Annotated in this window: 30 protein-coding genes; 14 read left to right on the forward strand and 16 right to left on the reverse strand. The window is 54.2% G+C overall.

What is annotated here, in order from left to right:
• Positions 1 to 55: 55 nt before the first annotated feature.
• The 3 genes from arcB (at position 56) to mtgA (ending at position 3,996) form a co-directional block, all read left to right on the forward strand.
• Positions 56 to 2,389, forward strand: a complete 2,334-nt coding sequence (gene arcB / locus QE396_RS19570; RefSeq protein WP_020883524.1) for an aerobic respiration two-component sensor histidine kinase ArcB — start codon at positions 56 to 58, stop codon at positions 2,387 to 2,389.
• Between the two features lie 231 nt (positions 2,390 to 2,620).
• The gene (elbB, locus tag QE396_RS19575) at positions 2,621 to 3,274 is read left to right on the forward strand and encodes an isoprenoid biosynthesis glyoxalase ElbB (RefSeq protein WP_032670144.1); all 654 of its coding nucleotides are present in this window, start codon (positions 2,621 to 2,623) and stop codon (positions 3,272 to 3,274) included.
• Complete coding sequence (gene mtgA, locus QE396_RS19580; RefSeq protein ID WP_014171821.1) at positions 3,271 to 3,996, forward strand: monofunctional biosynthetic peptidoglycan transglycosylase; 726 nt, start codon at positions 3,271 to 3,273, stop codon at positions 3,994 to 3,996. Before elbB ends, mtgA begins: the two co-directional genes overlap by 4 nt.
• Before the next feature lie 38 nt (positions 3,997 to 4,034).
• Here the strand turns inward: mtgA and npr are convergent, their stop codons facing one another.
• The 11 genes from npr to QE396_RS19635 form a co-directional block, all read right to left on the reverse strand.
• Positions 4,035 to 4,307 carry a PTS phosphocarrier protein NPr gene (gene npr, locus QE396_RS19585; RefSeq protein ID WP_010436067.1) on the reverse strand — a complete coding sequence of 91 codons (273 nt, stop codon included), beginning with the start codon at positions 4,305 to 4,307 and terminating at the stop codon, positions 4,035 to 4,037.
• Positions 4,304 to 5,158 carry an RNase adapter RapZ gene (gene rapZ / locus QE396_RS19590; protein ID WP_014171820.1) on the reverse strand — a complete coding sequence of 285 codons (855 nt, stop codon included), beginning with the start codon at positions 5,156 to 5,158 and terminating at the stop codon, positions 4,304 to 4,306. Before rapZ ends, npr begins: the two co-directional genes overlap by 4 nt.
• 45 nt (positions 5,159 to 5,203) lie before the next feature.
• Positions 5,204 to 5,695 carry a PTS IIA-like nitrogen regulatory protein PtsN gene (ptsN, locus tag QE396_RS19595; protein ID WP_014171819.1) on the reverse strand — a complete coding sequence of 164 codons (492 nt, stop codon included), beginning with the start codon at positions 5,693 to 5,695 and terminating at the stop codon, positions 5,204 to 5,206.
• A gap of 82 nt (positions 5,696 to 5,777) precedes the next feature.
• Entirely contained in the window at positions 5,778 to 6,065 is a 288-nt protein-coding gene (gene hpf, locus QE396_RS19600) for a ribosome hibernation promoting factor (RefSeq protein WP_014171818.1), read from the reverse strand.
• A gap of 22 nt (positions 6,066 to 6,087) precedes the next feature.
• The gene (rpoN, locus tag QE396_RS19605; protein ID WP_014171817.1) at positions 6,088 to 7,521 is read right to left on the reverse strand and encodes an RNA polymerase factor sigma-54; all 1,434 of its coding nucleotides are present in this window, start codon (positions 7,519 to 7,521) and stop codon (positions 6,088 to 6,090) included.
• Between the two features lie 47 nt (positions 7,522 to 7,568).
• A complete protein-coding gene (gene lptB / locus QE396_RS19610) occupies positions 7,569 to 8,294 on the reverse strand; it encodes an LPS export ABC transporter ATP-binding protein (protein ID WP_014171816.1) in 726 nt (241 codons plus the stop codon).
• Positions 8,295 to 8,300: 6 nt separating this feature from the next.
• Positions 8,301 to 8,855: a lipopolysaccharide ABC transporter substrate-binding protein LptA gene (gene lptA, locus QE396_RS19615; protein WP_020883526.1), complete on the reverse strand. Its 555-nt coding sequence runs from the start codon at positions 8,853 to 8,855 to the stop codon at positions 8,301 to 8,303.
• Entirely contained in the window at positions 8,824 to 9,399 is a 576-nt protein-coding gene (gene lptC, locus QE396_RS19620; protein WP_014171814.1) for an LPS export ABC transporter periplasmic protein LptC, read from the reverse strand. Before lptC ends, lptA begins: the two co-directional genes overlap by 32 nt.
• Positions 9,396 to 9,962: a 3-deoxy-manno-octulosonate-8-phosphatase KdsC gene (kdsC, locus tag QE396_RS19625; RefSeq protein ID WP_309952675.1), complete on the reverse strand. Its 567-nt coding sequence runs from the start codon at positions 9,960 to 9,962 to the stop codon at positions 9,396 to 9,398. The genes lptC and kdsC overlap by 4 nt, the downstream gene beginning before the upstream one ends.
• Positions 9,963 to 9,976: 14 nt before the next feature.
• Positions 9,977 to 10,963, reverse strand: a complete 987-nt coding sequence (gene kdsD / locus QE396_RS19630; protein ID WP_020883527.1) for an arabinose-5-phosphate isomerase KdsD — start codon at positions 10,961 to 10,963, stop codon at positions 9,977 to 9,979.
• Positions 10,964 to 10,976: 13 nt separating this feature from the next.
• A complete protein-coding gene (locus QE396_RS19635; protein ID WP_044857271.1) occupies positions 10,977 to 11,954 on the reverse strand; it encodes a calcium/sodium antiporter in 978 nt (325 codons plus the stop codon).
• Positions 11,955 to 12,185: 231 nt separating this feature from the next.
• Here QE396_RS19635 and mlaF point away from each other — a divergent pair, with 231 nt between their 5' ends.
• The 7 genes from mlaF (at position 12,186) to murA (ending at position 16,979) form a co-directional block, all read left to right on the forward strand.
• Complete coding sequence (gene mlaF / locus QE396_RS19640) at positions 12,186 to 12,998, forward strand: phospholipid ABC transporter ATP-binding protein MlaF (RefSeq protein WP_020883529.1); 813 nt, start codon at positions 12,186 to 12,188, stop codon at positions 12,996 to 12,998.
• Between the two features lie 7 nt (positions 12,999 to 13,005).
• The gene (mlaE, locus tag QE396_RS19645) at positions 13,006 to 13,788 is read left to right on the forward strand and encodes a lipid asymmetry maintenance ABC transporter permease subunit MlaE (protein ID WP_010436044.1); all 783 of its coding nucleotides are present in this window, start codon (positions 13,006 to 13,008) and stop codon (positions 13,786 to 13,788) included.
• Between the two features lie 4 nt (positions 13,789 to 13,792).
• Positions 13,793 to 14,341 carry an outer membrane lipid asymmetry maintenance protein MlaD gene (gene mlaD, locus QE396_RS19650; protein WP_025202923.1) on the forward strand — a complete coding sequence of 183 codons (549 nt, stop codon included), beginning with the start codon at positions 13,793 to 13,795 and terminating at the stop codon, positions 14,339 to 14,341.
• A gap of 18 nt (positions 14,342 to 14,359) precedes the next feature.
• Positions 14,360 to 14,995 (forward strand): phospholipid-binding protein MlaC, encoded by a 636-nt coding sequence (mlaC, locus tag QE396_RS19655; RefSeq protein ID WP_014171807.1) that lies wholly within the window; start codon positions 14,360 to 14,362, stop codon positions 14,993 to 14,995.
• Positions 14,995 to 15,288 (forward strand): lipid asymmetry maintenance protein MlaB, encoded by a 294-nt coding sequence (gene mlaB, locus QE396_RS19660; RefSeq protein WP_014171806.1) that lies wholly within the window; start codon positions 14,995 to 14,997, stop codon positions 15,286 to 15,288. Before mlaC ends, mlaB begins: the two co-directional genes overlap by 1 nt.
• Positions 15,289 to 15,414: 126 nt before the next feature.
• Positions 15,415 to 15,669: a BolA family iron metabolism protein IbaG gene (gene ibaG, locus QE396_RS19665; RefSeq protein WP_008501458.1), complete on the forward strand. Its 255-nt coding sequence runs from the start codon at positions 15,415 to 15,417 to the stop codon at positions 15,667 to 15,669.
• Between the two features lie 50 nt (positions 15,670 to 15,719).
• Positions 15,720 to 16,979 (forward strand): UDP-N-acetylglucosamine 1-carboxyvinyltransferase, encoded by a 1,260-nt coding sequence (murA, locus tag QE396_RS19670; RefSeq protein WP_020883531.1) that lies wholly within the window; start codon positions 15,720 to 15,722, stop codon positions 16,977 to 16,979.
• Positions 16,980 to 17,040: 61 nt separating this feature from the next.
• On the opposite strand, the gene sfsB is transcribed toward murA, so the two are convergent.
• Together sfsB and ispB are read right to left on the reverse strand one after the other, a co-directional pair.
• Positions 17,041 to 17,328 (reverse strand): DNA-binding transcriptional regulator SfsB, encoded by a 288-nt coding sequence (gene sfsB, locus QE396_RS19675; protein ID WP_014171802.1) that lies wholly within the window; start codon positions 17,326 to 17,328, stop codon positions 17,041 to 17,043.
• A 231-nt stretch (positions 17,329 to 17,559) separates the two neighbouring features.
• A complete protein-coding gene (gene ispB, locus QE396_RS19680) occupies positions 17,560 to 18,531 on the reverse strand; it encodes an octaprenyl diphosphate synthase (RefSeq protein WP_020883532.1) in 972 nt (323 codons plus the stop codon).
• 256 nt (positions 18,532 to 18,787) lie between these two features.
• Between ispB and rplU the strand changes: the two genes are divergently transcribed.
• From rplU to cgtA, 4 genes are all read left to right on the forward strand, one after another.
• The gene (rplU, locus tag QE396_RS19685) at positions 18,788 to 19,099 is read left to right on the forward strand and encodes a 50S ribosomal protein L21 (RefSeq protein WP_003025032.1); all 312 of its coding nucleotides are present in this window, start codon (positions 18,788 to 18,790) and stop codon (positions 19,097 to 19,099) included.
• A 19-nt stretch (positions 19,100 to 19,118) separates the two neighbouring features.
• Positions 19,119 to 19,376: a 50S ribosomal protein L27 gene (gene rpmA, locus QE396_RS19690; protein ID WP_004385076.1), complete on the forward strand. Its 258-nt coding sequence runs from the start codon at positions 19,119 to 19,121 to the stop codon at positions 19,374 to 19,376.
• A gap of 96 nt (positions 19,377 to 19,472) precedes the next feature.
• Positions 19,473 to 20,438, forward strand: a complete 966-nt coding sequence (locus QE396_RS19695; RefSeq protein ID WP_014171799.1) for a DMT family transporter — start codon at positions 19,473 to 19,475, stop codon at positions 20,436 to 20,438.
• Positions 20,439 to 20,453: 15 nt separating this feature from the next.
• Positions 20,454 to 21,626, forward strand: coding sequence for an Obg family GTPase CgtA (gene cgtA, locus QE396_RS19700; protein WP_014171797.1), 1,173 nt, complete (start codon positions 20,454 to 20,456; stop codon positions 21,624 to 21,626).
• 32 nt (positions 21,627 to 21,658) lie between these two features.
• Here cgtA and pmrB read toward each other — a convergent pair whose 3' ends face one another.
• The 3 genes from pmrB to dacB are packed head-to-tail and all read right to left on the reverse strand — an operon-like array spanning position 21,659 to position 24,797.
• The gene (pmrB, locus tag QE396_RS19705; RefSeq protein WP_020883533.1) at positions 21,659 to 22,702 is read right to left on the reverse strand and encodes a two-component system sensor histidine kinase PmrB; all 1,044 of its coding nucleotides are present in this window, start codon (positions 22,700 to 22,702) and stop codon (positions 21,659 to 21,661) included.
• Positions 22,699 to 23,361 carry a two-component system response regulator PmrA gene (pmrA, locus tag QE396_RS19710; protein ID WP_014171795.1) on the reverse strand — a complete coding sequence of 221 codons (663 nt, stop codon included), beginning with the start codon at positions 23,359 to 23,361 and terminating at the stop codon, positions 22,699 to 22,701. Before pmrA ends, pmrB begins: the two co-directional genes overlap by 4 nt.
• 2 nt (positions 23,362 to 23,363) lie before the next feature.
• Positions 23,364 to 24,797, reverse strand: a complete 1,434-nt coding sequence (dacB, locus tag QE396_RS19715) for a serine-type D-Ala-D-Ala carboxypeptidase (RefSeq protein ID WP_020883534.1) — start codon at positions 24,795 to 24,797, stop codon at positions 23,364 to 23,366.
• Between the last annotated feature and the right edge of the window lie 76 nt (positions 24,798 to 24,873).

Raw genomic sequence — 24,873 nt, forward strand, 5'->3', positions numbered from 1 at the left:
CGCCCCGCCGCGAATTTGAGTATTATTGAGCGATAAAGTCGTGAAGGGATCCTCTATGAAGCAAATTCGAATGCTGGCCCAGTACTACGTCGATCTGATGATGAAGCTTGGGCTGGTGCGTTTCTCCATGCTGCTGGCACTGGCGCTGGTCGTTCTGGCCATTGTCGTGCAGATGGCCGTAACCATGGTTCTGCACGGTCAGGTCGAGAGTATCGACGTGATCCGCTCCATCTTCTTTGGCTTGCTGATTACACCCTGGGCGGTCTATTTCCTCTCCGTGGTGGTTGAACAACTGGAGGAGTCCCGTCAGCGCCTGTCAAAACTGGTCGATAAACTGGAAGAGATGCGCGATCGCGATCTGAAGCTCAACGTTCAGCTAAAGGATAATATCGCCCAACTGAACCAGGAGATTTCGGATCGTGAGAAGGCGGAGGCTGAGCGCCAGGCGACGCTGGAGCAGCTGAAAATCGAAATGAAAGAGCGCGAGGTGACGCAGATCCAGCTTGAGCAGCAATCCTCTTTCCTGCGCTCGTTCCTTGATGCATCGCCGGATCTGGTTTTCTACCGTAATGAAGATAAAGAGTTTTCCGGCTGTAACCGGGCGATGGAACTGCTGACCGGGAAGAGCGAGAAGCAGCTGATTCACCTGAAGCCGCAGGACGTATACTCCGAAGAGGCGGCCGCCAAAGTGATGGAGACGGACGAAAAAGTGTTCCGTCATAACGTTTCGCTGACCTATGAACAGTGGCTGGATTACCCGGACGGGCGCAAAGCCTGCTTTGAGATCCGTAAGGTGCCGTACTACGACCGCGTGGGGAAACGCCACGGTCTGATGGGGTTTGGCCGCGATATCACCGAGCGTAAGCGCTATCAGGATGCCCTTGAACGTGCCAGCCGCGATAAAACCACCTTCATCTCCACCATCAGCCATGAACTGCGTACGCCACTTAACGGAATTGTCGGCCTGAGCCGCATTCTGCTGGACACCGATCTCACCGCAGAACAGGAAAAATACCTTAAAACCATCCATGTCTCAGCGGTCACGCTGGGGAATATCTTCAACGATATTATCGATATGGATAAGATGGAACGCCGCAAAGTGCAGCTTGATAACCAGCCGGTTGATTTCACCGGTTTCCTTGCCGATCTGGAAAACCTGTCGGGTTTGCAGGCGCAGCAGAAGGGGCTGAGCTTTGTCATGGATCCCACGCTGCCGCTGCCGCACAAGGTGGTTACCGACGGCACGCGTCTGCGCCAGATCCTGTGGAACCTTATCAGCAATGCGGTCAAATTTACCCAGAAGGGGCAGGTCTCGGTACGTATTCGCTATGACCAGGGCGACATGCTGCACTTTGAGGTGGAAGACTCCGGCATTGGTATTCCGCAGGAAGAGCAGGACAAAATCTTTGCGATGTACTATCAGGTGAAGGACAGCAACGGTGGCAAGCCCGCTACCGGCACGGGAATTGGTCTGGCGGTGTCTAAACGCCTTGCGAAGAGCATGGGCGGTGATATTACCGTCGCCAGCCATCCGGGCAAAGGCTCAACCTTCACGCTGACGGTGCACGCGCCGGCGGTGGCGGAAGAGGTGGAAGATACCTTCGAAAACGACGATATGCCGCTGCCCGCGCTGCATGTCCTGCTGGTGGAAGATATTGAGCTTAACGTAATTGTCGCACGCTCTGTCCTGGAAAAACTGGGCAACAGCGTGGATGTGGCGATGACCGGTAAAGCCGCGCTGGAGATGTTTAAGCCGGGTGAATATGATCTCGTTCTGCTGGATATTCAGTTGCCGGACATGACCGGGCTGGATATTTCCCGTGAACTGACGAGCCAGTACGCTGGCGACGAACTGCCGCCGCTGGTGGCGTTGACGGCGAACGTGCTGAAAGATAAAAAAGAGTACCTCGATGCCGGTATGGATGATGTACTTAGCAAGCCGCTGGCGGTGCCTGCCCTGACCGCCATGATCAAGAAGTTCTGGGATACCCATGATGAAGAGGAAAACACCATGACGTCTGTGGATAGCGCGAAAGCCCAAACGATACTCGATACCGCGATGCTGGAGCAGTACATCGATCTGGTTGGTCCAAAACTGATTACCGACGGTCTGGCGGTATTTGAAAAAATGATGCCGGGCTATCTGAGCGTGCTGGAGTCAAATCTGACAGCGCGGGATCAGAAAGGCATTGTGGAAGAAGGGCATAAAATCAAAGGCGCGGCCGGCTCGGTCGGCTTACGTCACCTGCAGCAGCTGGGACAACAGATTCAGTCACCTGATTTACCTGCCTGGGAAGATAACGTAGGTGATTGGGTTGAAGAGATGAAACAAGAGTGGCAGAACGATGTGGCGGTGCTTAAAGCCTGGGTGGACGCCAGAAAAAAATGACCCCGGCTTAACCGGGGTGCGCGAATACTGCGCCAACACCAGGGAAATTGTGGCTGCGCCTGTTTTTTTGTGTTGTTTTCGTATGGGCGCCGCCTGAAAATTTAGGCCGCACGCAAATAAGATAGCAAATCTTAAATGGTTTGTTACAGGAATCAGTGAAATGTGTGAAGCATAGCGTTTTAATCAAAATTAATTATGTGCTTCAGCGAGTTGCAGAGAAGGATCGTCATGATGAAAAAGATTGGTGTCGTACTGAGCGGATGTGGCGTTTACGATGGTTCTGAGATACACGAAGCCGTCATCACATTGCTGGCCCTGGCAAGAGAGGGGGCTGAAGTCATTTGCTTCGCGCCAGACAAAAATCAGGCTGATGTCATTAATCATCTGACCGGGGAGCCGATGGCAGAAACCCGTAACGTCCTGATTGAAGCCGCGCGTATTGCGCGTGGCGAAATTCATCCTCTGATTCAGGCGGACGCCGCAGAGCTTGATGCGTTAATTGTACCGGGCGGGTTTGGGGCGGCTAAAAACCTCAGCACGTTTGCCACGCAAGGCGCCGGGTGTCAGGTTGATCCGCATTTAAAAGCGTTATCACAGGCCATGCATGCGGCGGGTAAACCGCAGGGCTTTATCTGCATCGCTCCGGCCATGCTTCCCACAATTTTTGATTTCCCGCTGCGCCTGACCATCGGGACCGATATTGATACAGCGGAAATCATCGAGGAGATGGGAGGCGAGCACATCCCTTGTCCGGTGGATGACATTGTGGTGGATGAAGACAATAAAATCGTCACCACACCCGCGTATATGCTGGCGCAGACTATCGCGGAAGCCGCTTCAGGCATTGAAAAACTGGTGGCCAGAGTGCTGGTGCTGACTGAATGAGGCGTCAATTCGCCGCAGGCGCCTGGGTAAAACGTATTCTTTGGCGTGCCGTGCTGGTGCTGGCGGTGTTCTGGGGCGGCGGACTGGCATTATTCAGCATTCTGCCGGTTCCGTTTTCTGCCGTGATGGTTGAGCGTCAGCTGAGCGCGTGGTTCACCGGTGACTTCAGCTATGTTGCCCACTCTGACTGGGTGAGCACAGATGAAATCTCCCCGTGGATGGGGCTGGCGGTGATAGCGGCGGAGGATCAGAAATTCCCGGAGCACTGGGGGTTTGACGTGGCGGCAATCGAGAAAGCGCTCGCCCATAACGAACGCCATGAAAACCGCGTGCGCGGCGCATCGACGCTGTCACAACAGACGGCCAAAAACCTGTTTTTGTGGGATGGCCGCAGCTGGGTGCGAAAAGGGCTGGAAGCCGGATTGACCCTGGGGATGGAAACGGTCTGGAGCAAGAAACGTATTCTGACGGTCTATCTGAACATTGCCGAGTTTGGTGATGGCGTGTTTGGTGTCGAAGCCGCGTCGCAGCGATATTTCAATAAACCTGCCAGCCGGCTGAGCCTCTCTGAAGCTGCGCTGTTGGCCGCGGTCTTGCCTAACCCAATTCGCTTTAAAGCCGATGCACCCTCAGGCTATGTGCGAAACCGACAGGCGTGGATCATGCGCCAGATGCGGCAGCTGGGAGGGGAAGGGTTTATGGCGAGAAATAAATTGATGTAAGGCGGGTAAGCGTAGCGCTACCCGCCATGAAAGAGGGGTTAGTCTTCGTCAAACCCGGCGTTAAACAGCGCAATCACCGCCGCCAGCGCTTCCTCTTCCTGTGGACCGGTAGCTTCTACTTCAATCTGGCGGCCTTTGGCGGAGTCCAGCATCAGCAGCGCAATCACGCTGTTCGCTTCCGCCTCGGTACCTTCATCGTTACGCAGCAGAACGTCTGCATCGAAACCCTGCATCAGCTCAAACAGTTTCATCGCCGGACGTGCATGCATGCCCAGCTTATTGGTGATCTCAACGGTTTGTTTTACGGTCATGTTTTACGTTTTTCCAGCGTGCGATGACGGGACTGAACGTTCTTCCCGCGTGAGCGGAAATAGTCGGCCAGCTGTTCGGCGATATAGACCGAACGATGTTTACCGCCGGTACAGCCAATCGCCACGGTCAGGTAGCTACGATTGTTTGTCTCCAGCATAGGTAACCATAGCTCAAGGTAGCTTCGCGTCTGGTAGATAAAATTGTGAACTTCTGTGTGTCTGTCGAGGAAGGCCGCGACGGGCTTATCGAGACCGGTCATTGGACGCAGCTTCGGATCCCAGTGCGGGTTCGGCAGGAAGCGCACGTCGAAAACATAATCCGCATCGATAGGTATACCGTGCTTAAAGCCGAATGACTCGAACACCATCGTCAGTTCACGCTCGCGTTTGCCCAGTAAACGGGTACGCAGCATTTCCGCCAGCTCATGCACGGACATTTCGGACGTATCGACAATCAGGTCAGCACGGGAACGCAGCGGTTCCAGCAGATCGCTCTCTTCGTCGATAGCACTTTCCAGCGAGAGGTTCTTGCTGGAAAGCGGGTGCAAACGACGTGTATCGCTGTAGCGACGGATCAGAGTATTGCGGTCTGCATCGAGGAACAGCAGCTGAGGCGAGAATGAATCAGGCAGGTTGCTCATTGCCTGTTCAAAGATTTCTGGCGATTCAGGCATGTTACGAACGTCGATACTGACGGCGGCAGAGATTTGCCTCTCCGCAAGCGTGCGTGCCAGGTCGGGCAACAGCACGACCGGCAGGTTATCTACGCAGTAAAACCCCATGTCTTCCAGCGCGCGCAGGGCCACGGATTTCCCGGACCCTGAACGGCCACTGACAATCATCAGCACCATGTTCCGTTTCTCCTCAGGACAACAGATGTGAAGGCCATCTCCTGGTTATGCATCATCCTGATTGCCTTCTGCTTCAGTGATAATTTGATATAGCTCTTCATCACTTTGGGCTGCGCGCAGTCGACGGCAAATGGTTTTATCGGCCAGGCGTTTTGCGACCAGCGAAAGCGTATGCAAATGGGTTTTCGTCTGGTCGGCAGGCACCAGCAGCGCGAAGAGGAGATCGACGGGCTGATTATCGATGGCATCGAAGGCGATAGGCGTCTCCAGCTGCACAAACACACCGACGGCACGCAGGGTGTCCTCTTCCAGTTTGCCGTGCGGGATCGCGATGCCGTTGCCGATGCCGGTACTGCCCATTTTTTCACGGGTCAGGATCGCTTCGAACACGACCTGCGGCGGCAGGCCCAGCTGTTTTGCGGCCAGTTCACTGATGATCTCCAGCGCACGTTTTTTGCTCTGGCAGTGAACAGCACTGCGCGTACATTCCTGGTTAAGGACATTGCTCAGTTGAAGAGCGGAATCGTTGTTCATCATAATTTCACCTAAGCGCTAACTGTACAAACGGCCTGTTGTGTTTCACAACAGGCCTTCCTGCACCCGTTAACTGCCCGGACAATTAGTGTTGTTTCAGTTTGTCTTTATGTTTATTGAGCTGTCGTGCAAGCTTATCAATCAAGCCGTCGATAGCAGCGTACATGTCTTGCCCTTCCGCACTGGCATGGAGCTCACCCCCGTTGACATGCAGGGTCGCATCCGAGATATGAGTCACTTTCTCCACTTTCAATACAACATAGACCTGGTTGATCCTTTCGAAATACTGCTCGAGTTTCGCGAATTTAGCATTCACAAAATCACGTAAAGCCTCAGTAATCTCGACGTTATGTCCTGTGATATTGAGCTGCATAGTGTCTTCCTTATCGGTTGTGTCAGACCAGCTGTTTACGCTGGTTAGACGGCGGAATGGATAAAGACTCTCGATACTTCGCAACAGTTCGGCGTGCCACCATAATACCCTGGTCGGACAGTATGGTGGTTAACTTACTGTCGCTCAGTGGCTTCGCGGGGTTCTCCGCGGCGATCAACTTCTTCACCAGGGCGCGAATGGCCGTTGACGACGCTTCACCGCCGCCCTCGGTATTCACATGGCTGGAGAAGAAATACTTAAGCTCAAAAATACCGCGTGGACTGTGCAGATACTTCTGCGTGGTCACGCGGGAAATGGTTGATTCATGCATCTCGACGGCCTGGGCGATATCCGCCAGCACCATCGGTTTCATATACTCTTCGCCCTGCTCAAAGAACGCCTGCTGCTGTTCGACAATACAGCGGCTTACGCGGAGCAGCGTATCATTTCGGCTCTCCAGACTTTTGATCAACCATCGCGCTTCCTGCAAATTGCTACGAATGTATTGATTATCGGAGTCGTTACGCACGCTGGTGCACATGGAGGCATACTGCTGGTTGATTTGCAGGCGAGGGATGCTGTCTGAGTTCAGTTCAACGACCCAGCGGTCATTGTGTTTTCTGACCAGCACATCCGGGATGACGTACTCGGGTTCGCTGGTCTGAATGGACTGACCGGGGCGCGGATCGAGGGACTGAATCAGATTGACCGCCTCTTTCAGCACCTCTTCTTTCAGGCGCGTGACGCGCATCAGGCTGCGGAAATCGTGATTGGCCAGAAGATCCAGATGGTCGCTGATGATCAAGCGGGCTTCATCAAGCCATGGCGTCTCTTTGCTGAACTGAGAAAGCTGAATAAGCAGGCAGTCGCGCAGATCTTTTGCGGCCACCCCTACCGGATCGAAACGCTGAATGCGCTTCAGAACGGCTTCTATCTCCTCGAGTTCAATCTCTTCGTCACCCATGCTTTCCAGAATTTCGTCCAGCGTGACGGTCAGATAACCGGTGTCATCCACGGCATCGACAATGGATGTCGCAATCGCGCGGTCAGTATCGGAGAAAGGGGTAAGTTCTACCTGCCACATCAGGTAATCCTGCAGTGACTGGGTAGTTTCACCCTGATAAACCGGTAGCTCATCGTCCTGGTAGTCTGCACGCGTACCGGAAGGGGTTCCGGCGGTGTAGATTTCATCCCAGCTGGCATCCAGCGGAAGCTCGTCCGGCATCTCTTTTTGTTCGAGCGCATCGGCGGTGTCGAGTGCTTCAGTATCCTGCGACTGCTGGGTATCTACCTCTTCATGAAGATCGGCTTGCTCCAGCAACGGATTACTATCCAGCGCTTGCTGGAGCTCCTGCTGGAGTTCTAAGGTGGACAGTTGCAACAGGCGAATCGCCTGCTGTAGCTGCGGCGTCATCGCCAGTTGTTGGCTGAGCCGTAATTGCAAACCTTGCTTCATGTTCAGAGCATTTTTCTCCGGTTCGGCGTTACATTACCTCTACCCTATCAGAGTCTGAAGTCTTCCCCAAGGTAGACACGCTTAACATGATCATCTTCGAGGATCTGCTGCGGCGTACCGTGGGCGATCAGATTGCCCTGGCTCACGATGTATGCGCGTTCGCACACGGCCAGCGTTTCACGGACGTTATGGTCAGTGATCAGTACGCCAAGCCCGCTGTCGCGCAGATGCTCAATGATACGTTTAATGTCGATAACGGAGATGGGGTCAACGCCTGCAAACGGTTCATCCAGAAGGATAAATTTCGGGTTTGCAGCCAGCGCACGCGCAATCTCAACGCGACGGCGTTCACCGCCGGACAGCGCCTGACCGAGGCTGTCGCGCAGATGTTCGATATGGAACTCTTCCATCAGCTCGTTAGCCCGGTCCTGACGCTGTTCGCTGGTCAGATCGTCACGAATTTGCAGGACGGCCATCAGGTTATCAAAGACGCTCAGGCGGCGGAAAATGGAGGCTTCCTGCGGCAGATAGCCGATACCGCGACGCGCACGCGCATGCAGCGGCAGAAGACTGATATCTTCATCATCAATGACGATGTTGCCCGCATCGCGCGACACAATGCCAACGACCATGTAGAAGGTTGTGGTTTTGCCCGCACCGTTAGGGCCAAGCAGGCCTACAATTTCGCCGGAGTTGACGGTCAGACTGACATCTTCTACGACACGGCGGCCCTTATAGGCCTTCGCGAGATTTTTTGCAGTTAATGTTGCCATAACGAATTAGTTACTCTTCTTCTGTGCCGGGGCCTGACCCTTACCTTTGTCCTGCAGCTGCGACGGAACCAGCACGGTGGTTACGCGTTTGCCTTTCTCGCTGGAGGCCTGCATTTTTTGCTCTTTCACCAGATAGGTGATCTGGTCGCCGGTGATGTTGCTGTCCAGCTGTTCCAGATAAGCGTTACCGGTCAGGATGACCAGGTCCTTCGCCAGCTCATAGTGCATATGCGTGGCGCGGCCTTTCACGGGTTTGCCGTTATCCTGCATCTGGTAGAAGGTTGCCGGGTTGCCATAGCCATCAATGATCTCTTTGCCTTGCTCGCCACCGGGACGGGTAACGACCACTTTGTCGGCGTTGATTTTGATGGTGCCCTGGGTCATGACGACGTTACCGGTAAAGGTAACGACATTGCCTTGCATATCAAGCGACTGCGTGTCGGACTCGATATGGATAGGCTGGTCAGTATCGCCCGTTACAGCAAGCGCGGGAAGACTGGTCGCCAGCATCGCACTGGCGATAATTACTTTAAGGCTGAGTTTGTTTGTTTTGAATTTCATAGGAGGTTCTAACCTTTTCAATCAGCTCGGCGTTTTTGCTGCGTAAGTTCCCGCGCATTCTTAAACCGCTGGAATTAAATGTTGTGCCATACAGTGTGACCAGATCCTGCGACGTCACGTCCTGGGTCACGAGGTTGATCTGTGCATTATCCGTCGTGATTTTGCGCAGTTGTGAGTCAGCGGTCAGGGCGTTGACTTCAACGTGGCCATACAGATAAAGCATACGGTCATTCGTCAGTTTTGCCCGGTCAGATTTAATCGACCACGTCGGCACTTTGTCTTTATCAAACGTGGTCATGACTGGCTGGGTAAACCACGAAATACCGTCATCTGAAAAATATTCAACATGCTGGGCAATCAGGCGATAGTTCAGCGCACCTTCCGGGCTGTAGACCACGGTGTCACTGTGATCGCTTTTATAGGTTGGCTCGCTCGTATTGACCACTTCCGTCTGCGTATCGTCGCGATCGGCAAGGTTCACGCCAATCAATACCAGTGCGACAAGCGAAAGCAGAATGATAACCCAACGTCTGGTTTTACTCATATCGATTGCCCTTTGGCCTCATCAAGCTTGCCCTGCGCCAGCAAAAGCAGATCGCAGACTTCACGTACGGCACCACGGCCACCGTTGATATGGGTGACATAGTCAGCGCGCGGGATCAGCAGCGGATGCGCATCGGCCACGGCGATACTCAGACCGACTTCAGCCATCACCGGCCAGTCAATCAGATCGTCCCCGACATAGGCCACGTTTTCCGGCGCGACGGCCAGTTTACCCAGTAAATCGTTGAACGCCGCCATCTTATCGGACTGACCCTGATACAGATGGGTAATGCCTAACGTTTCACAACGGTCTTCAACCAGTTTAGCTTTCCGACCGGTGATAATGGCAACGTCGATGCCTGATGTGAGCGCACAACGAATACCGTAGCCATCGCGAACGTTAAACGCTTTCAGCTCTTCACCATTATTGCCCATGTAAATCAGGCCATCAGAGAGTACCCCATCCACATCCAGGATGAGCAGGCGAATGTTTTCCGCCTTTGCCATTATATGGGTACTGACCGGACCATAACAGGTTGCAAGGGATGCACCCGCATTACTCATTGTCTTATCCTTCATTACACTACGCCTGCGCGCAGCAGATCATGCATATGTACCACACCCAGCAACTGGTCGCCATCGGCAACCATCACTGAGGTGATATGACGGGACTGCATCAGGTTCAGCACATCCACCGCCAGCGTACCCGGACGAACACGGATACCGCCGGACGTCATCACATCAGCGATGCCCAGCGTGCGAACATCAACACCCATGTCGAACACGCGGCGCAGGTCGCCATCGGTGAAGATCCCCTGGATCTTCATCAGGTCGTCACACACAACCGTCATACCCAGATTCTTGCGGGTGATCTCCAGCAGCGCATCGCGCAGGGAGGCCTCTTTACTGACGTGAGGGATCTCATCGCCAGTGTGCATAATATCGTTAACCCGAAGCAGAAGCTTACGCCCGAGCGCGCCACCTGGGTGGGAAAGCGCGAAATCTTCCGGGGTAAAACCGCGGGCTTCCAGCAACGCAACGGCAAGCGCATCGCCCATGACCAGCGCAGCGGTCGTGCTGGACGTTGGAGCAAGACCCAGCGGGCAGGCTTCTTTAGGCACTTTCACGCACAGGTGAATATCCGCCGCGCGCGCCATGCTACTTTCCGGGCGGCTGGTCATGCAAATAAGCGGAACCCGCAGCCGCTTCAGCACGGGGATCAGCGCCAGGATCTCATTAGACTCACCGGAGTTCGACAGCGCGATGACGATATCCTGCGGCGTTACCATGCCCAGATCGCCGTGCGCGGCTTCCCCCGGGTGTACAAAGAAGGAAGAGGTTCCGGTGCTGGCAAACGTTGCCGCCATTTTGCGCCCAATGTGACCGGACTTGCCCATGCCCATCACCACGACTTTACCGGCACAGTAGAACATCTTCTCACATGCCAGACTAAAATCCTGATTAATGTACTGATCTAACTGCGCCAGACCTTCACGTTCAATCTCCAGAACCTCTTTGCCTGCTTTCTGAAAGTCAAAACCCGGCTGCAATTCTATTTGCGACATAATGCGTTTCCGTTTACCCAGAGAGAAGAGGCGAAAGCCAGTACAGCATCGCCATCCATACGATAAATCCACCCGTCAGCAGCGCCCCTGCGCCTTTGCCAATCTGTCGTTGCCGCCGCCAGCAGAGCAGGGCAAAAATGACGCTGACCAGCAACATCACCCCGTAATCGCGTGAGAATGCCAGGGGGTTAAAAGGCCCGGGCGTTATCAGGGCCGGCAGGCCCATCACGATGGCGATATTAAAAATGTTTGAACCGATAATATTGCCTATGGCAATGTCATCTTCACCTTTACGTGCCCCTGCGATAGCGGTGGCCAGTTCCGGCAGACTGGTGCCAATGGCAATGACCGTCAGGCCAATGGTGAGCTCACTCATGGCGAAATAGTTCGCCAGCACCGTGGCGTTATCGACGACCATGCGCGTGGCCATCGGCATGATGATCAGCGCGACGCCGAGCCACAGCAGCGCTACAGGCAGCGTGCCTTCACGCGGGAGTTCGGCGACCTGCTCTCGCGTCAGGCTATCCTGCCCCTGTTTTTCTGCCAAACGGGCGATTTTAACACTATACCGCAGCCAGATAACGGCCAGCGCCAGCAAGAAAATGCCGTCACCGTAGCTCAGTACGCCATCATAAAATACGCACCCTGCCAGCAGGCTTACGATTAACATTAGCGGCAATTCACGGCGCAGAACATCAGAATGCACGCGAAATGGATGGAGCAGGGCCGCCAGGCCAAGGATCAGTAAGATATTGACGATGTTGGAACCAATCGCGGTGCCGACGGCAAGGTCTAACTGACCGTGCAGTGATGCCGTGACAGAGACGATGATTTCAGGAAGCGAGGTTCCGACACTGACCACGGTCATCCCGATGACGACAGGCGGTACGCCAGTCAGGCGGCACAGGATAGATGCAGCAAATACCAAACGGTCAGCACTGTAGACCACCAAAAGTAAACCAATTATTAACAGTGCTGTTGCTAAAAGCATCAAAAGTCCTTTCTTCAGGTATACTCGTCGGTCCATCGCGCAGGAATGGAATGGCAGGACTGCATACAGTCTGAGGCGTAACGAATTCCTAATTTTGACTTTATGCGCCGGAAAAGTAAAACAAATGCCAGCTTTCGCTAACCTCAACGGCTAATATTCTGTAAAAATGCTGAGTTTAGGGCTGATTCAGTCTGCATGCTTAACGTGAGCAGGGTAAGAAAGGAACCATAAATGAGCCAAACTATGGCGAATTTAGTTGATGTCCGGGGTGTGAGTTTTTCTCGCGCCAACAGATTGATATTCGATGATATTTCGTTGACCGTACCGCGTGGCAAGATCACTGCCATCATGGGGCCGTCCGGGATCGGTAAAACGACCTTGCTGCGCCTTATTGGTGGCCAGATCCCACCCGATAGCGGTGAAATCCTATTTGACGGCGAAAACATCCCCGAGATGTCACGATCGCGCCTGTATACTGTTCGTAAACGCATGAGTATGCTTTTCCAGTCGGGAGCGTTGTTCACGGACATGAACGTCTTTGATAACGTGGCCTATCCGCTGCGCGAGCACACCAGTCTGCCGCCAGAGCTGCTGAAAAGTACGGTGATGATGAAGCTTGAGGCCGTGGGGCTGCGAGGGGCTGCAAAACTGATGCCCTCAGAGCTGTCCGGCGGTATGGCACGCCGCGCCGCGCTGGCACGCGCCATCGCCTTAGAACCCGATTTAATCATGTTCGACGAACCGTTCGTCGGGCAGGACCCTATCACGATGGGCGTGCTGGTGAAGCTCATCTCTGAACTGAACAGCGCGCTCGGCGTAACCTGTATAGTGGTTTCTCACGATGTACCGGAAGTGCTGAGCATCGCCGACTATGCCTACATTGTGGCAGACAAAAGGATCGTCGCGCATGGCAGCGCTCAGGCGTTGCAGGAAAACTGCGATCCGCGTGTACGGCAGTTCCTCGACGGCATTGCGGATGGGCCTGTGCCGTTCCGCTACCCGGCGGGCGACTATCGTGACGATTTACTGGGAATAGGGAGTTAAGCCACTGATGCTGTTAAATGCATTGGCCGCTCTTGGACACCGTGGCATAAAAACCATCAGGACGTTCGGGCGCGCCGGATTGATGTTGTTCAACGCGCTGGTCGGCAAGCCGGAATTTCGTAAGCATGCACCGCTACTGGTGCGGCAGCTCTATAATGTCGGCGTGCTGTCGATGCTCATTATCATTGTCTCCGGTCTGTTTATCGGCATGGTGCTGGGGCTGCAGGGCTACCTCGTTCTGACGACCTACAGCGCCGAAACCAGCCTCGGCATGCTGGTGGCGCTGTCGCTGCTGCGTGAGCTGGGGCCGGTGGTGGCGGCGCTGTTGTTCGCCGGGCGTGCAGGGTCAGCATTGACCGCTGAAATTGGCCTGATGCGTGCGACCGAGCAGCTTTCCAGCATGGAGATGATGGCGGTCGACCCGCTGCGTCGCGTGATCTCGCCACGCTTCTGGGCGGGGGTGATTTCCTTACCGCTCCTGACGATCCTCTTTGTCGCCGTGGGTATCTGGGGCGGCTCGCTGGTTGGCGTTCACTGGAAGGGCATCGATGCGGGCTTCTTCTGGTCGGCCATGCAGGACGCCATCGATCTGCGAATGGATCTGGTTAACTGTCTGATTAAAAGCGTGGTATTTGCCATTACGGTCACCTGGATCGCCTTGTTCAATGGCTATGATGCGATCCCGACTTCGGCGGGCATCAGCCGTGCAACTACACGTACTGTCGTACATTCGTCGCTGGCCGTACTGGGTCTGGATTTTGTGCTCACCGCACTGATGTTTGGGAATTGAGTTCATGCAAACGAGAAAAAATGAAATTTGGGTCGGCGTGTTCCTGTTACTGGCGTTGCTGGCCGCGCTGTTTATCTGCCTGAGAGCGGCGGATATCACGTCTGTGCGCACCGAGCCGACTTATCGCATTTATGCGACCTTTGATAACATCGGCGGGCTGAAGGCGCGCTCGCCGGTACGTATAGGCGGGGTGGTCATCGGGCGTGTCTCTGACATTACGCTTGATGAGAAAACCTATCTGCCGCGCGTGTCGATGGATATTGAAGAGCGTTATAACCATATCCCGGACACCAGCTCGCTTTCTATCCGCACTTCCGGCCTGTTGGGTGAGCAATATCTGGCGCTCAACGTCGGTTTTGAAGACCCGGAGCTGGGAACGACTATCCTTAAAGACGGTAGCGTAATCCAGGATACGAAGTCCGCGATGGTGCTGGAGGATATGATTGGTCAGTTCCTTTATAACAGTAAAGGAGATGATAAGAAGTCCGACGCTGCCCCTGCGCAGAGCGAAGATCCTGCCAGTGTCGCACCGACACCAGGCACGACGAATTAATTTCAGGAGAAGTCATTCATGTTTAAACGACTGTTAATGGTTGCCATGCTGGTCATTGCCCCTCTCACCGCGGCACATGCTGCGGATCAGAGTAACCCGTACAAACTGATGGATGAGGCTGCGAAGAAGACCTTCGACCGGCTTAAAAACGAACAGCCGAAAATTCGTTCCAATCCTGATTATCTGCGCGACGTGGTTGATCAAGAGCTGCTGCCGTACGTGCAGATCAAATATGCGGGTGCGCTGGTGCTGGGCCGTTATTACAAAGACGCGACCCCGGCGCAGCGCGACGCCTATTTTGCCGCGTTCCGTGAATACCTGAAACAGGCTTACGGTCAGGCACTGGCGATGTATCACGGTCAGACCTATCAGATTGCACCAGAGCAGCCGCTGGGCGACGCGACTATCATTCCTATCCGCGTAACGATTATCGATCCTAACGGCCGTCCGCCAGTACGCCTGGACTTCCAGTGGCGTAAAAACAGCCAGACCGGTCACTGGCAGGCCTATGACATGATTGCGGAAGGGGTGAGCATGATCACCACTAAACAGAACGAGTGGAGTGACCTGCTGCGCACTAAAGGCATTGATGGCCTGACCGCACAGCTGCAGTCTATCTCGCGTCAAAAAATCTCTCTGGATGAGAAGAAGTAATGTCGGATCAACTGAGCTGGTCGCGTGAGGGTGAGACGTTGAAGCTGACGGGTGAACTCGACCAGGATCTGCTGAACCCGCTCTGGGACAAACGTTTTGAAGCGATGCAGGGCGTGACGGTTATCGATCTGAGCGGCATTTCACGGGTGGACACGGCAGGCGTCGCGCTGCTGGCCCATCTTGTTGCCGTGGGGAAAAAGCAGGGTACAAGCGTTACGCTGCACGCGGCGAGCGATAATGTGGTCACCCTGGCCCAGCTCTATAATCTCCCTCAGGACGTACTGCCTCGTTAATATTTTCAGTGCGTTACTTCTGAAAGCCCTGACAGATTCATCGTCGGGGCTTTTTGCTTGTTTAAGACGACGCCACTTTGCTCTAAGATGTTGGGCTTGTTTTCACTATCAGATGATTAAGAACCCATGGAAAATCATGAAATCCAGACAGTGCTGATGAATGCACTCTCCCTTCAGGAAGCCCACGTCACTGGCGATGGCAGTCACTTCCAGGTTATTGCTGTGGGTGAGATGTTCGACGGTATGAGCCGTGTGAAGAAACAGCAGGCTGTGTACGCGCCGCTGATGGAATACATTGCGGATAACCGCATCCATGCCCTGTCGATTAAAGCGTTCACCCCTCAAGAGTGGGCACGCGATCGCAAACTAAACGGTTTTTGAGTTGTGGGCGACACGCCCGCAGCACGGTTGAATTTATAAGAGAGCACACAATGGATAAATTTCGTGTACAGGGGCCAACGCGTCTCCAGGGCGAAGTCACAATTTCTGGCGCAAAAAATGCCGCGCTGCCCATCCTCTTTGCTGCGCTGCTCGCGGAAGAGCCGGTAGAAATTCAGAACGTACCGAAGCTGAAAGATATCGACACCACCATGAAGTTGCTCAGCCAGCTGGGCACCAAAGTTGAGCGTAACGGTTCCGTCTGGATCGACGCCAGCAACGTAAACAACTTCTCTGCACCTTACGATCTGGTGAAAACCATGCGTGCATCCATCTGGGCGCTTGGCCCGCTGGTGGCACGTTTTGGTCAGGGTCAGGTTTCCCTGCCGGGTGGCTGCGCAATCGGTGCACGTCCGGTTGATCTGCACATCTTTGGCCTGGAGAAACTGGGTGCCGAGATCAAACTCGAAGAAGGTTATGTTAAAGCGTCTGTGAATGGCCGCCTGAAAGGCGCGCACATTGTCATGGACAAAGTGAGCGTTGGTGCCACCGTCACCATCATGTCTGCGGCAACGCTGGCAGAAGGTACTACCATCATCGAAAACGCCGCGCGTGAACCGGAGATTGTGGATACCGCGAACTTCCTCGTGGCGCTGGGTGCGAAGATCACCGGCCAGGGCACCGACCGTATCACCATCGAAGGCGTTGAGCGTCTGGGCGGCGGCGTGTATCGTGTCCTGCCAGACCGTATCGAAACCGGGACGTTCCTGGTTGCTGCCGCGATTTCAGGCGGGAAAATTACCTGCCGCAACGCGCAGCCAGATACCCTGGATGCGGTGCTGGCGAAACTGCGTGACGCAGGCGCTGATATCGAAATCGGTGAAGACTGGATCAGCCTGGACATGCACGGCAACCGTCCAAAAGCGGTAAACGTGCGTACAGCTCCGCATCCTGCTTTCCCGACCGATATGCAGGCGCAGTTCACCCTGTTAAACCTGGTGGCAGAAGGGACGGGGTTCATTACCGAGACCATCTTTGAAAACCGCTTTATGCACGTACCGGAACTGATTCGTATGGGCGCACATGCTGAGATCGAGAGTAATACCGTGATTTGCCACGGCGTTGAGAAACTGTCTGGTGCTCAGGTGATGGCAACCGATCTGCGTGCATCTGCAAGCCTGGTGCTGGCGGGTTGTATTGCGGAAGGGACGACGGTCGTTGATCGTATTTATCACATCGATCGTGGCTATGAACGTATCGAAGATAAACTGCGCGCGCTGGGTGCGAATATTGAGCGTGTGAAGGGCGAGTAATCGTTCCGGCAGCCCCCTGCCAGAAATGACCGGGGGGTTGCTGTTCCTGTCAAAAAAACCGCTATTCCTGCGGGTCTTTCTTCACTTTCCTCTGGCGGATCATGCGCGATCTGTCGATAAATTCATGGGTAATGGGATCGTGGTAACGCGAAGGCCAGATCACCCACGGATGCGTATCCAGCGCCGTCGCAATGATCAATTCTCCCTTCGGCCAGGGGCGCGTCAGGGCATTTGCCAGGGTTGAAGAACTCAGGCCATGGCGGCGAGATTCCGCAGCCAGTGATGTGCCTTTTTTGCGCAGTGCCGCAATGATATCTGCTGTGTGCCAGTCGATAAATTTCGTGTCCATAACGCTGTCCTTAAGTTCGGATTCACTTACGCCATTTCGTCTGAAACGACTGGCCTTACTATACCCATTTCAATTTCTTGTTCTAAAAAGTTCGCGTTACTGGTAGGGATATTCAGAATAAGGCATGGCTTTATTCATGCGGTCTGTAAACCGGTGCGTTTACGTGAAAGAGGAATATACAGGTGTGTACTGGAATCTCCCCGCGAGGGCCGCGGGGAGGGGAGAGCAGGATTAACGGTCGCGCTGAACGGCGATATGGGCAAGACCAATGAGCGCATCGCGCCATGGGCTGTCCGGGATGACCTGAAGTGCGGCGATGGCTTTATCCGCCTCTTCTTCGGCACGCTGACGCGTCCAGTCCAGCGATCCGCAAATGGCCATTGTTTCCAGCACGGGTTCCAGAAGATGACGACCATTTCCCTGCTCGATCGCTTCACGGATCATTTTCGCCTGGTCGGCTGACCCGTTGCGCATCGCATGGAGTAGCGGCAGCGTCGGTTTGCCTTCGTTCAGGTCATCACCCACGTTTTTGCCGAGCGTTTCGCCGTCTGCACTGTAATCCAGCAAATCATCAATCAGCTGGAATGCGGTACCCAGATAACGGCCATAGTCCTGCAGCCCTTTTTCCTGGGCTTCGCTACAGCCAGCCAGAATGCCGGAACACTGTGCAGCCGCTTCAAACAGGCGCGCGGTTTTACTGTAAATTACGCGCATGTAGTTTTCTTCGGTGATGTCAGGGTCGTTGACGTTCATCAGCTGAAGCACTTCGCCCTCAGCAATCACGTTAACGGCTTCAGACATGACCTCCAGCACTTTCAGCGAACCCAGGCTGGTCATCATCTGGAAGGCACGGGTATAGATAAAATCCCCCACCAGGACGCTGGCAGCATTGCCAAAGGCGGCGTTGGCGGTGGCTTTACCCCGGCGCATGTCTGATTCATCCACAACATCATCATGAAGAAGCGTCGCAGTGTGAATAAATTCGATCAGTGCCGCGATCGTGACGTGAGCATTTCCCTGATAGCCGACGGCTCGGGCAGCCAGGATGGCAATCATCGGGCGAATGCGTTTACCGCCGCCGCTGACGATGTAATAGCCCAACTGATTGATCAGCTGAACGTCAGAATTGAGTTGCTCCAGGATTGCTGCATTCACACCCGCCATATCTTGCGCGGTTAACTCGTTGATTTTTTCTAAATTCATCGCAAAAGCCGGGCTTTTTATCCTGTTTATCCCATCTTCAATGGGGTAACGAAGGGTTAGGTTTATCAATAGTAGTGCTGATTGTACTGAAAAAACGGCTCAGATAAACGTTACCTTACGCGTTGTGTTTTTTTTCTTCATGTATTGATGGTAGCACTTGTCAAAGGCTCGCGTTTTGCGTAATATTCGCGCCCTATTGTGAATATTTATAGCGCACTCTGATTCATACGAGGATGTGCGCGGAAGCGGAGTTTATATGTACGCGGTTTTCCAAAGTGGTGGTAAACAACACCGAGTAAGCGAAGGTCAGACCGTTCGCCTGGAAAAGCTGGACATCGCAACTGGCGAATCTGTTGAGTTCGCAGAAGTTCTGATGATCGCAAACGGTGAAGAAGTCAAAATCGGCGTTCCTTTCGTTGATGGCGGCGTTATCAAAGCTGAAGTTGTTGCTCACGGTCGTGGCGAGAAAGTTAAAATTGTTAAGTTTCGTCGTCGTAAACACTACCGTAAGCAGCAGGGCCACCGTCAGTGGTTCACTGATGTGAAAATTACTGGCATCAGCGCCTAAGACCTGAGGAGAGATTTAAATGGCACATAAAAAGGCTGGCGGCTCCACACGTAACGGTCGCGATTCAGAAGCTAAACGCCTGGGCGTTAAGCGTTTCGGTGGCGAATCCGTTCTGGCGGGTAGCATCATTGTTCGTCAACGTGGCACCAAATTCCACGCTGGCAACAACGTAGGATGCGGTCGTGACCACACTCTGTTTGCTAAAGCAGACGGTAAAGTGAAATTTGAAGTTAAAGGCCCGAACAACCGTAAATACATCAGCATCGTTGCTGAGTAAGGTTTTCTCGGTCCGGTAACGGATTAAAGCCCCGCAACCTGTTGCGGGGCTTTTTACATTGGAAACCCGGTAATTTTTTCTGTAGGGAAAACGGGCATGAAGCAGCAGGCCGGCATTGGTATTCTTTTGGCACTCACGACCGCAATGTGCTGGGGTGCGCTGCCAATTGCAATGAAGCAGGTACTGGAAGTGATGGAGCCGCCAACGGTGGTATTTTATCGCTTTCTGATGGCAAGTATCGGCCTTGGGGCCATCCTCGCGATCAAAGGTAAGCTTCCGCCGTTGCGTATCTTCCGTAAACCGCGCTGGCTGGTGTTGCTGGCTATCGCGACGGGTGGCCTGTTCGGTAACTTTATACTGTTCAGTTCTTCCCTGCAGTATCTTAGCCCCACGGCGTCGCAGGTGATTGGTCAGCTTTCACCGGTCGGCATGATGGTCGCCAGCGTCTTTATCCTCAAGGAGAAGATGCGTGGCACGCAAATTATCGGGGCGAGCATGTTGCTCTGTGGTCTGGTGATGTTCTTCAACACCAGTCTGATAGAGATTTTTACCCGACTGACGGATTACACCTGGGGTGTGATCTTCGGAGTGGGAGCAGCAACGGTTTGGGTGAGCTATGGCGTCGCGCAAAAGGTGTTATTGCGTCGTTTGGCCTCACAGCAGATCCTCTTTTTGCTGTACACTTTGTGTACAATAGCATTATTGCCGTTAGCAAAACCGGGTGTGATTACCCAGCTTAGCGACTGGCAACTGGCGTGCCTCATTTTTTGTGGGCTGAACACGCTGGTCGGTTATGGCGCGCTGGCCGAAGCGATGGCGCGCTGGCAGGCAGCACAGGTGAGCGCACTCATTACGCTTACCCCGCTGTTTACGCTGTTATTTTCAGATTTGTTATCAATGGCCTGGCCCGATGTCTTCGTCAGACCGATGCTCAACATGTTGGGCTATCTCGGTGCGTTTGTCGTGGTTGCGGGCGCGATGTATTCCGCCATTGGTCATCGTCTTTGGGGGCGTTGGCGCAAAAATGAAGCGGTCGTAGTAGTCCCCCGCTCAGGCGAATGAGTTACGGAGAGTAAAATGAAGTTTGTTGATGAAGCGACAATCCTGGTCGTGGCAGGTGATGGCGGCAATGGTTGCGTGAGCTTCCGCCGTGAGAAATATATTCCACGTGGCGGTCCTGACGGCGGTGACGGCGGTGACGGCGGGGACGTGTGGCTGGAGGCGGATGAGAACCTCAACACGCTGATCGACTACCGTTTCGAAAAATCCTTCCGCGCTGAGCGTGGTCAGAACGGTCAAAGCCGTGACTGTACGGGCAAACGCGGTAAAGACGTGACCATTAAGGTTCCGGTCGGTACGCGTGTGATTGACCAGGGGACGGGCGAAACCATGGGCGATATGACCAAACACGGTCAGCGTCTGATGGTGGCGAAAGGCGGCTGGCACGGTCTGGGTAACAGCCGTTTCAAATCGTCCGTAAACCGTACCCCACGTCAGAAAACGATGGGTACGCCGGGCGACAAGCGCGATCTGCAGCTGGAACTGATGCTTCTGGCCGATGTCGGGATGCTGGGTATGCCAAACGCCGGTAAATCGACGTTTATTCGTGCGGTCTCTGCTGCCAAGCCAAAAGTGGCGGATTATCCGTTTACCACGCTGGTACCAAGCCTGGGCGTTGTCCGTATGGATAACGAGAAGAGCTTTGTGGTTGCTGATATCCCGGGTCTGATTGAAGGTGCTGCAGAAGGTGCCGGTCTGGGTATCCGCTTCCTGAAACACCTTGAGCGCTGCCGCGTACTGCTGCATCTCATCGATATCGATCCAATCGACGGTTCCGATCCGGTAGAAAATGCCCGCATCATTATCGGCGAGCTGGAAAAATACAGCGAAAAACTGGCGAACAAGCCGCGCTGGCTGGTCTTTAACAAGATCGATCTGATGGATAAAGCCGAAGCGGAAGCGAAAGCGAAAGCCATTGCTGAAGCGATGGGCTGGGAAGATAAATACTACCTGATCTCCGCGGCAAGCCAGGTTGGCGTGAAAGATCTGTGCTGGGATGTGATGACCTTTATCATCGAGAACCCGGTTGTTCAGGCTGAAGAAGCGAAACAGCCAGAAAAAGTCGAATTCATGTGGGATGACTACCACCGCCAACAGCTCGAAGAGCTGGAAGTGGAAGAGGAAGAAGACTGGGACGACGACTGGGATGAAGACGACGAAGAAGGTGTCGAGTTCATCTACAAGCACTAATCGCAGTTTAAAGCCCCCGGAAGGGGGCTTTTTTATTGCAGGCTGGACGGCAACCAGCAGCTGGCGATTAAGCCGCCCTCAGCACCATTCTCCAGCGTCAGCTTGCCGTGGTGGAGCTGCACGATACGTTGCACAATGCTCAGCCCCAGGCCGCTGCCACCGTAGCGCTGGTCAAGACGACGGAACGGTTCAGTAATCAACTGGCGGTGCGCTTCATCTATCCCCGGCCCCTGATCGATAACGCTGACCTGTGTCCCCCCGTCAACGTCGGCCAGAGTCACGCGAATCGTTGTGCCTGACGGACTGTAGCGCCCGGCGTTCTCAAGCAGATTGCGCAGCATCAAACGCAGAAGCACCGCATCACCCTGCACCGTGAGCGGACTTTTGTCCGGCCATATCACCGTGTGCTCTTTGGCCTCATGTCCAAGACCGAGCGGCATGATGATATCATCTGTCCAGTTGACGGTTTCATAGTGACCGCTCGCCATCGCCTGTCCGGCACGGGACAACATCAGCAGTTGCTCAACCGTGTGCATCAGCTGATCGATACGGGTAATTAACGTCGTGGCCTGTGGAGAGCCAGACTGTGCCATTAGTTCCAGATGCAGTCTGATCCCCGCAAGCGGCGTTCGCAGCTCGTGAGCGGCGTCCGCGGTGAAGAGACGTTCCTGTTGAATGGTGTGATCCAAACGGGCGAGGAGCTGGTTGAGCGAGGTTGTGACGGCACCAATTTCTTCCATGTCGGAATAGACAGGGAGTGGGGTTAAGTTATCCGCCGAGCGGTTCGCCAGGCTGACGCGCAGTTGATTCAGCGGTCGCGTTATCCAGGTGACCGCCCAGAATGAGAAGCACAGCGTAAAACCGACCATCACCAGAGAGGGGACCAGCAGCGAGGCAATCGCTTCGCGAATCTCTTTCTCGACATGATTATTGCGCGATTTCGCCGAGAGCGTTTCGTTGACCAGAAAACCAATCTGTTCACGGCTTTCATGCCAGAGCCAGATCACGCTTATCAGCTGGAAAAATAACAGAATGACCGCCAGCAGAACCATTAATCGCCGACGCATGCTGTTCATTTCTGGCTCTCCAGACGATAGCCTACGCCACGGACAGTTTTAATCCGGTCTTTACCCAGTTTGCGACGCAGATTGTGAATATGCACTTCGAGGGTATTTGAGCCGGGATCGTCCTGCCAGGAATAAATATCCTGCTGCAGGGTTTCGCGGTGTACCGTTTGTCCGCTGCGCATAATCAGGCGCGTCAGCAACGCGAACTCTTTAGGGGTTACTTCAACCGGCAGGGACTGGCACAGCACCTGCTGGGTTTGCAGATTCAGCGTAATATCGCCGTCGGTCAGTAGGTTATCGCTGTGTCCCTGATAACGACGAATCAACGCCCGTACCCGCGCCTGAAGCTCCGCAAGGGCAAACGGTTTCACCAGGTAATCATCAGCGCCAGAATCGAGGCCGTTGATACGATCTTCAATGGCATCCCGTGCCGTCAGGATCAATACTGGATTGGCGATACCCCGGCGGCGCCATTGACTTAGCTGCGTAGCGCCGTCTTTATCCGGTAAGCCTAAATCGAGGATCACCAGACTGTATTCGCCGCTCTGGATCAGGGCATCCGCCTCAGCCGCCGTGGCGGCGCAGTCGAGGGCATATCCTTCATTGGCCAGCGCCAGAGCCAGCCCTTCCTGCAATAACAGATCGTCTTCAACTATGAGTAGTTTCATCGCTAGTTATTCTGGTAGATGTCCTTATAAAGCCTGCTTTCGAAGCGAACCAGTGGAATACGACGATTACGCTGGTCGGTCGGTTCGACGGCATAGCCGGAAAGATACTGCACGAATGCCATGCGTTGCCCGCTGGCGGTAGTGATGAAGCCTGCAAGGTTATAAACCCCCTGCAGTGAACCTGTCTTGGCTGAAACTTTTCCGTCCACCCCGGCCGCATGAAGGCCGGCACGGTACTGAAGCGAACCGTCATGCCCGGCAAGTGGCAGCATGGAAATAAAGTTTAGCTCAGTGTCATGTTGTGCAATGTACTGAAGTACTTGCATCATCGTTGCCGGGGAGATCAAATTATGCCGCGATAACCCGGAGCCATCGACGGCAATGGTGTTGCCAAGATCGATCCCCGCCTGTTGGCGCAGGATCTGACGTACGGCGTCGGAACCCGCACGCCAGGTTCCTGGCACGCCGAAACGCGCGTGACCAATCATACGGAACACCGTGTCAGCAATCATGTTGTCAGACTTTTTCAGCATAATCCGTAGCAAATCGTGCAGCGGCGCAGATTGTTTGCTGGCGATGACCGTACCGGGTTGATTAACCTGCGTCTGGCGCAGCAGGGTACCGGAATAGGTTATTCCCACCTGCTTCAGTTCATCCTTGAGAATGGCACCCGCATAGCTTGCGCCATCCTGTATCGCAAAGGCCAGCGGCAATGGGTCGGCGCGCTGTGTCAGGCACCCGGTCAGCGTGAAGCGGTTAAGATCGCCTGGCACCACGTCCAGCTCGCAATACTGCGCATCCGGGGAGCCTTTTGCGAGGGTACGAACCTGGCTGAACATCGTCACCGGGTAGTAAGACGCCACGCGAATAAATGCTAAGTCATCCGGTTTTGGCGCGCTGTAAAGTGAAATGGAGAAGCAGTTACGATCCACAATCGCGGCGGCTGGCGGAGCGCTAAAGCACTGCGTCATGTCGTTCCACGGCCATCCTGGCGCTTTATCGTGGCTGGCAAAAATAGAGGTGTCGATTAACACATTGCCATCAATCTTCTGCACGCCAGATTTTTTCAGCGACGCGACCATGTTGCGGATATCCTGGCGTTTAAACGTAGGATCTCCCCCGAAACGAGCGATAAGATCGCCTTTCAGTTCGCCACCCTCGATGTTGCCTTTGGTCTCGAGCGTGGTGGTAAAACGGAAGTCAGGCCCAAGCTGAAGCAGGGCGGCGAGTGCGGTGATCACCTTCTGGGTACTGGCAGGCAGCGCCATCTGTTGACTGTGATAGTCAATCTCTGGCGACTGCGCCCCGACCTTCTGCACCATCAAGGCAAGGTTGGCACCTGCGGGTAGCTGATTAATGTACTCATCAACATTCGCGGCCTGAACGCTGAACGCTATACTGGTAGTCAATCCGATGATAAATCTGGAAAATCGCATAATCTCGCGCTAACAACCCGAAAACAAACCGTCATACTACGGTGCATAGCACTGCAAAGTAAACGATGACCCATAG

The sequence above is a fragment of the Enterobacter sp. SORGH_AS_0287 genome, from assembly GCF_031453695.1.
GTDB classification, from domain to species: Bacteria; Pseudomonadota; Gammaproteobacteria; order Enterobacterales; family Enterobacteriaceae; genus Enterobacter; species Enterobacter ludwigii.